General features: G+C 68.9%; 9 protein-coding genes. 8 read left to right on the forward strand and 1 reads right to left on the reverse strand.

Annotation, left to right across the window (positions count from 1 at the left end; all coding sequences use genetic code 11):
* Nucleotides 1–5: 5 nt before the first annotated feature.
* Nucleotides 6–575, forward strand: coding sequence for a hypothetical protein (locus tag AC1RIF_RS03840; protein WP_492600023.1), 570 nt, complete (start codon nt 6–8; stop codon nt 573–575).
* Here AC1RIF_RS03840 and AC1RIF_RS03845 read toward each other — a convergent pair.
* Nucleotides 507–1,781 (reverse strand): MFS transporter, encoded by a 1,275-nt coding sequence (locus AC1RIF_RS03845; RefSeq protein WP_492600024.1) that lies wholly within the window; start codon nt 1,779–1,781, stop codon nt 507–509. The genes AC1RIF_RS03840 and AC1RIF_RS03845 overlap by 69 nt on opposite strands.
* 96 nt (nt 1,782–1,877) lie before the next feature.
* Between AC1RIF_RS03845 and AC1RIF_RS03850 the strand changes: the two genes are divergently transcribed.
* From AC1RIF_RS03850 to AC1RIF_RS03880, 7 genes are all read left to right on the forward strand, one after another.
* Complete coding sequence (locus AC1RIF_RS03850; protein WP_492600025.1) at nt 1,878–2,795, forward strand: LysR family transcriptional regulator; 918 nt, start codon at nt 1,878–1,880, stop codon at nt 2,793–2,795.
* A 191-nt stretch (nt 2,796–2,986) separates the two neighbouring features.
* Nucleotides 2,987–3,940, forward strand: a complete 954-nt coding sequence (locus AC1RIF_RS03855; RefSeq protein WP_492600026.1) for an acyl-ACP desaturase — start codon at nt 2,987–2,989, stop codon at nt 3,938–3,940.
* 98 nt (nt 3,941–4,038) lie between these two features.
* A complete protein-coding gene (gene dusB / locus AC1RIF_RS03860) occupies nt 4,039–5,181 on the forward strand; it encodes a tRNA dihydrouridine synthase DusB (protein WP_492600027.1) in 1,143 nt (380 codons plus the stop codon).
* Nucleotides 5,182–5,256: 75 nt separating this feature from the next.
* Nucleotides 5,257–6,198, forward strand: coding sequence for a DUF5996 family protein (locus AC1RIF_RS03865; RefSeq protein WP_492600028.1), 942 nt, complete (start codon nt 5,257–5,259; stop codon nt 6,196–6,198).
* Between the two features lie 136 nt (nt 6,199–6,334).
* Nucleotides 6,335–8,323: an LCP family protein gene (locus AC1RIF_RS03870; RefSeq protein WP_492600029.1), complete on the forward strand. Its 1,989-nt coding sequence runs from the start codon at nt 6,335–6,337 to the stop codon at nt 8,321–8,323.
* Between the two features lie 83 nt (nt 8,324–8,406).
* Nucleotides 8,407–9,096: a phosphate signaling complex protein PhoU gene (gene phoU / locus AC1RIF_RS03875; RefSeq protein ID WP_492600030.1), complete on the forward strand. Its 690-nt coding sequence runs from the start codon at nt 8,407–8,409 to the stop codon at nt 9,094–9,096.
* A gap of 129 nt (nt 9,097–9,225) precedes the next feature.
* Nucleotides 9,226–10,998, forward strand: coding sequence for an ABC transporter ATP-binding protein (locus AC1RIF_RS03880; protein ID WP_492600031.1), 1,773 nt, complete (start codon nt 9,226–9,228; stop codon nt 10,996–10,998).
* Nucleotides 10,999–11,143 lie beyond the last annotated feature (145 nt).

Below are 11,143 nucleotides of genomic sequence, written 5' to 3' on the forward strand. Positions count from 1 at the left end.
GGACGGTGACTGCCACACCGCCACCCACGAACACCCGAACTCGCGGCATCACCGCAGTGATCGAGGGGTTCTTCGCCCTCATGTGGTTCGGCTGGGGGTCGGCCGAGGCGCCCGACCGGCTCCGCGCCGTACTCCTGGCCGGGCAAGTCGTCGCCGGACTCGTCATGATCGCGGGCATCGTGACCGCGATCCGCAGCACCGGGGAACAGACGCCGATGGCCGATCCGCAGGTCCGACGGCGGTACAACGTGATCGTGGGCGCCGAGTTCGGGGTCCTCTTCGCCGGCGCGATCGCGCTCGGAGCGCTCGGGCTCGGCAGCTGGACCGCGGTGTGGGTCTGCGCCGGTGTCGGCATCCACTTCGTCCCGCTGGCCCGGCTGTTCGCCGACCTGTGGCTGGTCCCGCTGGGCATCGCGGTCACCGCGATCGCGGGGGCGGCGCTCGTCGTCGGGCTGGTCACCGACGTCGCACCGAGCACCGTCACCGGGCCCGGCGCCGGACTGCTGCTACTCGCCGCCGCCGTCGCGGTGCTCTCGACGTCCCGGGCCGACGCGCGACTTCCGGAACATTCCTGAGGCCCCCGCCACCGCGATCAGCAGCAGCACACCGACGAACCCGACCGTTGCCGGCCAGCCGCCCCACGCGTAGGCAACGCCCGCCCCGGCGCCCGCGACACTCGAACCCAGGTAGTACGAGAACAGGTACATCGACGACGCCTCCGCGCGATGCTCGGTGGCGAGCAAACCCACCCACCCGCTGGCCACCGAATGCGCGGCGAAGAATCCGCCCGTGAACAGCAGCATGCCGAGGAGTACCAGCGGCAGCAGCGTCGTCAGCGTGATCGTGAGCCCCGCCGCCATCACGGCCACCGCACCGAGCAGGACCGTCGCGCGTCCGAAGCGGTCTGCGGCCGTGCCCGCCGCAGCCGACGTGTACGTGCCCGCGAGATACATCACGAACACCAGACCCACCAGCGCCTCGGGCAGCGAGAACGGCGCCGCGAGCAGTCGGAAGCCGAGGAAGTTGTAGACGGACACGAAGCCGCCCATCAACACGAAACCCAAGGCGAACAGCGTGGCGAGCGCCGGATCACGAAGGTGCCCGGCCAGATTCGCGAGCACGATCCGCGGATGCACGCGTTGCGGCCGGAAATTGTGTGACGGCGGCAGCGTGCGGGTCATGACCACGGCGAGCACCAACGCCAGCACCGACGCCGCCTCCATCGCCCAGCGCCACGATGCGACGTCGAGCACCGCCGACGGGACCAGTCGGCCCACGAGTCCACCGATCGTGGTGCCCGCGATGTAGCGGCCCATCGCCGATCCGAGATCCCGGGAGCCGACCTCCTCGGCGAGATAGGCCATCGCGACCGCCGGAATCCCGGCCAGCGCCATCCCCTGCACGGCCCGCCCGACCACCAGCACCTCGACGGTCGGGCTCAGCGGCACCAGCACGCCGAGCACGCTCGACACTGCCGCGGACGTCACCATCACCCGGGTCCGGCCGAAGCGCTCGGACAGCACGCTCGCCGGGATGATCGTGACGGCCACCATGCCCGTCGTCACCGACACCGCGAGCGCGGCCACCGCCGGGGCCACCCCGAAGTCGTCCGTCAGCGCCGGCAGCAGCGCCTGCGCCGAGTACATCGAGACGAATGTGGTGAGCCCGGCCGCGAACAGCGCGAGGGTGATCGCACGGTACTCCCGTGATCCTCGGGTGGGGCGGGCGTCCGGTGGGTGTGTCGACCCCACGACCGGTTCTCCCGCGAGCGTGTACTTCATGCATCTGCCTCCGTCGACCATCATCGCGATGCCCGACAGCCAAAGGAAATGCATTTATAAACAGCTGTTGATACATCTTGTGCATAAGCTTGTCGGGTGGAACTGATCGAGAGCCTGCGCTGGTTCGTCGCACTCGCCGAGACCGAACAGGTCACGGCCGCGTCGGACATGCTGCGCATCTCCCAACCGACGCTGTCGCGCCGGCTGGCCCGGCTCGAACGCGACGTGGGTGTCGCACTGTTCGACCGGCACGGCCGGCGGCTCGAGATCAACGACAGCGGGCGGGTGCTGCTCGAACACGCACGCCGGGCCCTGACCGAGCTGTCGACGGCGCAGCGGGAGATCGCGACACTGGGCAGTCCCGACGGCGGCACCGTGCGGCTGGGCTTCCTGCACTCGTTCGGAACCTGGCTGGTCCCGGAGGTACTGCGGGCCTATCGCGACGAACGTCCCCAGGTCACGTTCTCCCTCTACCAGAACGCCGCCCAGGCCCTGGTCGACCGTGTCGTCGAGGGCCGCGACGACCTGGCATTCGTGTCTCCGCGGCCGCGGACCCCGCAGGTCCACTGGGCGGCCGTCACGCACCAGCGGCTGGCCCTCGCGGTCCCGGCCGGTCACGCGCTGAGCGACCGGACCGTCGTCGACCTCGGCGCCGCCGCCGACGAACCGTTCATCGGGATGCACGAGGACTACGGGATGCGTCGCATCTTCGACGAGCTCTGTGCCGAGGCGGGCATCGTGCCGAACGTGGTCTTCGAGTCGAGCGAGCTCGCCACCATCGGCGGCCTGGTGTCGGCCTCGCTCGGCGTCGCGGTGATGCCGTGGCAGGAGCCGCACGCCTGGCCGGAGGGCGTGACTCTCGTACCGCTGCGCGGCGCCGGACGCGACATCGGCATCGTCTGGGCGAGTGGGCGGCCGCTACCGAACGCCGCGGAGCGGTTCCTCCGATTCACAGCAGATTCCCGGCGGGGAGAAGCGTGGAAAACGGGCTCCCCGAAGGTCACCGACGTGTAACGTCCGACACAGTCGACACGGTGGGCTCGATAACGGCGAGACCACAGGGAACGTGCCGCCCCGGGGGATTACTCAACAGCATCTGCTGTCACTCGAGCCTCCCCCTTCCCCTCTAACCTACGGTACCGTAGGTTGGCAGCACGTTCCCCGAGGAATGCGTGTCCCCCAACTCGTTACGGAGGCAGAATCGGATGTCGCGGGATCTCACCCAGCTCGAGCTGCTGCAGGAGCTGCAGCCTGTTGCCGAAGAGAACGTCAATCGCCACCTGTCGATGGCCAAGGATTGGCATCCGCACGATTACGTCCCGTGGGACGAGGGCCGCAACTTCGCCGCGATGGGCGGTGACGACTGGGATCCCGAGCAGTCCCGCCTCGACGAGGTCGCCAAGGCCGCGATGATCACCAACCTGCTCACCGAGGACAACCTCCCCTCGTACCACCGTGAGATCGCCGAGAACTTCTCGCGCGACGGGGCCTGGGGCACCTGGGTCGGCCGGTGGACCGCCGAGGAGAACCGGCACGGAATCGTGATGCGCGACTACCTCGTGGTCACCCGCGGCGTCGACCCGGTCGAACTCGAGAACGCCCGGATGATCCACATGACCAACGGTTACAGCTCACCGGCCGGCGACAGCGTGGGCCTGCTGCACTCCGTGTCGTACGTGACGTTCCAGGAACTCGCGACCCGCGTCTCGCACCGCAACACCGGCAAGGCCTGCCAGGACCCGGTCGCCGACAAGATGCTCCAGCGCATCGCGGCGGACGAGAACCTGCACATGATCTTCTACCGGAACATCTGCGGCGCAGCGATGGACATCGCACCCGACCAGACGCTCAAGGCCGTGACCGACATCATCATGAACTTCGAGATGCCCGGCGCCGGCATGCCGAACTTCCGCCGCAACGGCGTGCTGATGGCCAAGCACGGCATCTACGACCTGCGTCAGCACCTCGAGGAGGTCGTGATGCCGGTGCTGCGCAAGTGGAACGTCTTCGACCGCACCGACTTCTCCGCGCGAGGCGAGGACACCCGCGAGGGGCTCGCCGCGTTCCTCGAGGACCTCGAGAAGAAGGCCACCAAGTTCGAGGAGATGCGCGACCGGTCGCTGGCCCGCGATGCCGCGCGCGCCGAGAAGGCCTCCTGACAGGTCGCCACCTGCCCCGTTGCGGCTATCCTGTGCCCGGTACCGGATTCGGTACCGGGCACAGTCTTTTCTCCAGTAGCAGTTATCCCGAGGTCTTCATGTCACCCCTTCGCATCGGTCCCCTCGAGCTCGGCAGCCCCGTCGTGCTGGCCCCCATGGCCGGCATCACGAACGTCGCGTTCCGCACCCTGTGCCGCGAACTCGAACTCGAGCGCGCCGGGAGCACGTCGGGTCTGTACGTGTGCGAGATGGTGACGGCACGCGCGCTGGTCGAGCGGCACCCGGTGACGATGCACATGACCACGTTCGGCCCCACCGAGACTCCGCGGTCATTGCAGCTGTACACCGTCGACCCCGAGATCACGTACGCCGCCGCGAAGATGATCGTCGACGAGAACATGGCCGACCACATCGACATGAACTTCGGCTGCCCCGTCCCCAAGGTCACCCGCAAGGGAGGCGGCTCGGCCCTGCCGTACAAGCGCCGCCTGTTCGGGCAGATCGTCGCCGCCGCGGTGAAGGCGACCGAGGGCACCGACATCCCTGTGACGGTGAAGATGCGCATCGGCATCGACGCCGAGCACCACACGCACCTCGACGCGGGCCGCATCGCCGCCGCGGAGGGCGCCGCCGCCGTCGCACTGCACGGCCGCACCGCGTCGCAGCGCTACTCCGGCACCGCCGACTGGAGCGAGATCGCCCGGCTCAAGGAGCACGTCACCGACATCCCGGTCCTCGGCAACGGTGACATCTTCGCCGCCGAGGACGCCGAGAAGATGATGGCCGAGACCGGCTGCGACGGCGTCGTCGTCGGACGCGGATGCCTGGGCCGTCCGTGGCTGTTCGCCGAGCTCAGCGCGGCCCTCAACGGCAAGGAGATTCCGACCCCGCCGACGCTCGGCGAGGTCGCCACGATCATGGTGCGGCACGGGCGTCTGCTCGCCGACCACCACGGCGAGGACCGCGGCATGCGCGAGATGCGCAAGCACATCGCGTGGTACATGCGCGGGTTCCCGGCCGGCTCCGAACTGCGCAACGGGATGGCCCGGGTGTCCTCGCTCGCCGAACTCGAGGGCTTCCTCGACCAACTCGACCCGACGGTGCCGTTCCCCAAGGACGCCGAGGGCCCGCGCGGCCGCCAGGGCTCCCCCGGCACCGTCGCACTGCCCGACGGCTGGCTCGACGACCCCGAGGACACCCTCGTCCCGGTCGGCGCCGACATCATGCATTCCGGCGGATAACCCCGGCCGATGAACGCCGACGCCTAGACTCCGGAGAAGCTGCAGTCCTCGAGGATTCTTCCGGAGGGAGATGTCGTGGCCACTTCACCCGCCGATTCGGAGGCCTGGCCCGCACTGCGGGTCGCGGACTGGGAACCCACCCGCGACACCCTGCACATGTGGACGCAGATCGTCGGCAAGGTCCGCCTGGCCCACACCCCGCTCGTCAACCACTGGTGGCAGGTGCCGCTCTATGTGAGTGCACGGGGGCTGACGACGTCGGCGATCCCGTACCGAAACCGCGTCTTCGACATCGAATTCGACCTGTGTGATCACCGTCTCCGCGTTCGCGACAGCAGCGGCGCCGGGATCGACTTCGCGCTCGAACCGATGTCGGTGGCACAGTTCTATGCGCGGACGGTGGCGATCCTCGACGAACTCGGCATCGAGACGCACTTCCTGACCTCGCCCAACGAGGTGGACCCGGCGATACCGTTCGCGGAGGACACCACACACGCGTCCTACGACCCGGTCGCGGCCAACCTGTTCTGGCAACAGCTGATCCAGGCCGATCGGGGCCTGCACGAGTTCCGGTCCTACTTCACAGGCAAGGTCAGCCCGGTGCACTTCTTCTGGGGCTCGTTCGACATGGCGTGCACCCGGTTCTCGGGACGGACCGCGCCGACACATCCGGGTGGCGCACCCAACTGCGGCGACTGGGTGATGGTGGAGGGCTACTCGCACGAGTTGTCGAGCTGCGGCTTCTGGCCCGGCGGCGGTGAGGAGGGCGCGTTCTACGCGTACGCCTACCCGGAGCCGGACGGGTTCGCCGACCACCCGGTGGCGCCCGACCAGGCGTTCTACAGCAGTGAGCACCGTCAGTTCCTGCTGCCCTACGAGGCCGTCCGGACCGCGAACGACCCCGGCGCGACGCTGCAGCGTTTCCTGCAGACGACGTACGAGGCGGCCGCCGACAACGCCGGCTGGGATCGCTCGGCACTCGAATGCGACCCGCGGCGTTGGGCTTCGGACCGCTGATCGGTCACGCCCGTCGCCGACTGTGACGAAGAAACTCCCGGCCGCGCACTGATGCCGCGGCGGGCATCCATCAGTATCATTGCGACGTCGTCGAGCGACGGTACTTTTTTGGAGGCGGAGAGGTCAGGGCGAATCGGTGGGTGACGAGCACAATCCCGGTCACGCCGCGCCGGAAGGCCGAGCGCCCTGGGAGCGCCCCCTCGCCGACAGCACCTATCGCGACGCGCAGACCCGCCGACACGGACGGCACGAGTGCGGCCCGGACGCGATTGACACCCCGGGATCCACGGGTCGACGCGCTGATGACGGCGAACCCAGTGAACGGCTGTCCGTCGCCGAACTGATGGAGAAGATGGGCCGGCCCGCCGGCCGGTCCTCCCGCGGGCGGCGCGCCCGGGCAGACGAGCACGACGACCGGGTGACCGGCGCCGGTTCCGACGCCGAGCCCTTCGACGATCCGGACTCGACCGAGATCATCCCCGCCGTCCCAGACGACGATTACCTGTACGCCGAGGACTTCGACGACGACTCCGAGCCGGCCGCCCCGAACTGGGTGGAGGCGGCCGTGACTACCGCGTCACCCCAGGCTGTCGGCAACCCTCAGTCGACCAGGCTCGCTGCGAGCAAGAGCCGCAAACAACGCAAGCTCCTGATTTTCGCGCGGTCCGCGGTCGCGTTCGTCGCGGTGATGGCGTTGCTCTCGACCGGCGTCGTGTGGGGCTACGTGCGGTCCGCCGAGGGCGGCTTCTCGCAGATCGCCGCGCTGGACACCGACTCGACCGACATCATCGACCCGGGCGGGCAGACCGGCGACGAGACGTATCTGATCGTCGGCACCGACACTCGGGCCGGCGCCGCCGGAGCGGTCGGCGCGGGCACCGTCGAGGACGCCGAGGGCGCCCGCTCGGACACCGTCATGCTCGTCCACGTCCCGGCCGACCGCAGCCGCGTCGTCGCGGTCTCGTTCCCCCGCGACCTCGACGTGGAGCGCCCGGTCTGCCAGGGCTGGGACAGCGCGACCGGCGAGTACACCGACGAGACCTATCCGGCCGCCGACGGCGACAAGCTCAACGCCACCTACGCACTCGGCGGTCCGAAGTGCCTGGTGAAGGTGATCCAGAAGATGTCCGGCGTGAAGATCCGGCACTTCGTCGGCATGGACTTCGCCGGTTTCGAGAGCATGGTCAACGAGGTCGGCGGCGTGAACGTGTGTGTCCCGCAGCCGCTGATCGACGGCGAGCTGGGCGCGATCCTGCCGACGGCGGGCAATCACACCCTCGACGGCAAGAAGGCGCTCGACTACGTGCGCGCCCGGCACGTCGAGGCGGAGGGCAACGGCGACTACGGCCGGATCAAACGCCAGCAGCTGTTCCTGTCGGCACTGCTGCGCGAGGCGATGTCCGGCAAGGTGCTGTTCGATCTCGGCAAGCTCACCGGCTTCGTCAACGCGTTCACGAAGGCCACGTTCGTCGAGAACATCGACACCAAGTCGCTGCTCACGCTCGGCCAGTCGCTGCGCAACGTCGACGCCGGCGCCGTCACGTTCATCACCGTCCCGACCGCCGGAACCAACGAGTGGGGCAACGAGATCCCCCGCCTCGACGACATCAAGGACATCTTCCAGGCGATCATCGACGACGAGCCCCTCCCCGGCGAGAAGCGCGGCGAGGACGACAAGAAGGACGCCGTACCCGCCCCGGACCACACCGCCGAGCAGCTCGCGCTGAGCCCGGAAGAGGTGACGCTGCAGGTGTCCAACGGTTCGGGTGTCTCCGGGCTGGCCGCCACCACCGCCGACCGGTTCGCCGCGTACGGGTTCCAGATCTACAGCGTGGGCAACTACACCGGCACCAGCACGCAGAACGTCGTCCGGTTCTCCCCCGGCCGCGAGGCCGAGGCCGCGACCGTGGCGTCGTCCATCCCCGGCGCGGTGCTCGAGTCGGCCTCCGGCCTCGGCAACATCGTCGAAGTGGTCCTCGGCAGCGACTTCGACCGCACCCTCGTCGCGCCCGCCGAGGCCGGAACGCCCGTCGCATCCGGCCTCGCACGTGTCGGCGCCGACGAGGAGATCGAGCTGCCCGCCGACCTCGCGGTCACCAACGCGACGGACAATCCGTGCATGTAGCCGCCGGAACTGTGCCTGTCATTCACCCGGCGTTCACCTGACCGTGGTGACTTGGTTTCCGCTGCACCGTAGGCTGTGACCTCATGCGCGTCGCTTACAACGAACAGATGACCGAGCTCGCCGACACCCTCGGCGAGATGGCGGGCTTGGCAGGGGCGGCCATGGAGAAGGCCACCCAGGCCCTCCTCAATGCCGATCTGGGGCTCGCCGAGCAGGTGATCGGCGAACACGAGAAGATCACCGAGCTCAGTGTGGTGGCCGAGGAACGGGCGTTCGCCCTGCTGGCCCTGCAGGCCCCGGTCGCCGGTGACCTGCGGTCGGTCGTCAGCGGTATCCAGATCGTCTCCGACATCGACCGCATGGGCGCACTAGCGCTGCACGTCGCCAAGATCACGCGCCGTCGGCACCCCAACCACGTCCTCCCCGAAGAGGTCAACGGCTACTTCGCCGAGATGGGCCGGATCGCCGTCGCCCTCGGCGCCGGCGCCAAGGAAGTCCTCGAGACCCGCGACCCGGAACGGGCAGCGCGGATGAACGAAGAGGACGACGCGATGGACGACCTCCATCGGCACCTGTTCAGCGTCCTCATGGACCGCGAGTGGTCGCACGGCGTCGCCGCCGCCGTCGACGTGACCCTCCTGGGTCGCTTCTACGAGCGCTTCGCCGACCACACCGTCGAGGTCGCGCGCCGGGTCATCTTCCTCGTCACCGGCAAGATGCCGGTCGAAACGCGCAACGAATCCGACGACCTCACGTCGTACCCGGAGCTGTAGACCACGAGCATCGACGCACCCGCCGGGCATGCCCGGCGGGTGCGTCGTTTCTCCCGACCTTGTCGATCCGTTCTCCGCACGCCGTATTTGCCTTGCTGTACCGGCCGGCGGTCCGGTTCCATGGAGGACATGTCCGATTCCGCCGCCCTCGACGACGCTTCCTCCTCCTCCCGACGCTGGGACAACGTGCGAGTTCTCGCCGGATTCGCCCGCCCGCATCTTCGCTCGCTGATCCTCGGCCTCCTGATGGCGCTGGGCGGCTCGGCCGCCGCGCTCGCGACGCCCATGGTCACCAAGTGGGTCCTGGACACGCTCGGTACGGGCGCCTCCCTGCGCAATCCGATCCTCGTCCTCGTCGGTCTACTCGTGGTCGGCGCCGTATTCGGCTGCGCCCAATGGATGGTGCTCGGCGCCGCGGCGGAGAAGGTCGTCTACGACGCACGCACATCGCTGGTGCGCCGATTCTTCGCTGCGACAGTGCAATCGGTGCAGAAACGGTCGGTGGGCGAACTCGTCACGCGCGTAACCTCCGACACGGTGCTCCTCCGGGAGGCGGCGTCCTCTGCGGCCGTCAACATCGTCAATGCGACCGCGCTGACAGTCGGCACCGTCGTCTTGATGGGGGTCCTGGATCTGCCGCTGCTCGGCGTGACCCTCGCGGCCATCGCGGTCGTCATGGTCCTGTTCGGCGCCCTTATGCCGCGCATCGCGGCGGCCGAGTCGCGCACGCAGGAATCGCTGGGCCGACTCGGGGGAACCCTGGAGGGCGGTCTGCGGGCACTGCGCACGGTCAAGGTCTCGCTCGCCGAGGACCGGATCGGCGACCTCGTCACGGCGGACGCCGCGGACGCCAAACGCCATGCGGTGACGGCCGTCCGCGTGTCGGCGACCGCCTGGACCGTCGCTTGGACCGGCATTCAGGGAGCGATCATCGCGATCCTCGCTTTCGGCGCGTGGCGCGTGGCGGACGACAAGATGGCCGTCTCGACCCTGATCGCCTTCCTCCTGTACGCCTTCACGCTGATGGGCCCGATCTCCGATCTCGCCCAGAACATCACGGCACTGCAGTCCGGGATCGCGGCCGCCATCCGCATCCGGCAGATGCAGGATCTGCCCGTGGAGGAGGACGGGGTCGACCGCGCCGTGAGCGTCTCCCCCGACCTCGACGGTCATCTGATCGAGCTGCGCGACGTGACGATCCGCTACCACGGCACCGACGACCCCGCCGTGCGCGAGCTGAACCTGTCGATCCCGGCGCGGGGCCACACCGCGATCGTGGGTCCGTCGGGCGCCGGGAAGACCACACTGCTGTCCGCGATCCTGCGGTTCGTCGAGCCCGAGCACGGCACCGTCCGGCTCGACGGGATCCCGTATGCCGAGCTGAGCCACCACACCGTGCGTGCCCAGCTCGCGTACGTGGAGCAGGAGACGCCGGTGCTGCCCGGCACCATCCGCGAGAACATCCTGTTCAGTCACCCGGAGGCGTCGGAGGAGGAGGTCCGGGCCACCCTGCGACTACTGCGGCTCGACACCGCCGTCGACGCGCTGCCCGACGGGCTCGACACGCCGCTCACTGCGACATCTCTTTCCGGGGGTCAGCGGCAGCGCGTCGCGATGGCCCGTGCCGTGCTGCGCCCGAGCCGTCTGCTCCTGCTGGACGAGGCGACCGCGCAAGTCGACACCATCACCGAGGCGGCGATCGTCGACGCGATCGAGACCCGGGCCCGGACCGGCGCGGTGGTCACCATCGCTCACCGCCTGTCCACCGTCCGCAACGCCGACCGCATCGTGGTGATGGACCGCGGGCGGATCCGGTCGATCGGCACCCACGACGAACTCCTGATCAACGACGACCTGTACCGAGAGATGGTCGACGCCGGACAGCTCGAGTCGGCCTCGTGACGCTCCGCCGTCCGGTCGGGTGATTCTCCAGGGAACAGCGGTGCGAGGCCCGGTCGCCGCGCCCGGGCCTTTGTTATCGCCGTTCCCCTTTCATTCAAAAAATCGAGTCGCGTGTCGGTCTCTGTGGTTGCCGTATCCTTCAAAA

This window comes from Prescottella sp. GW823-FHT02E09 (genome assembly GCF_058797375.1).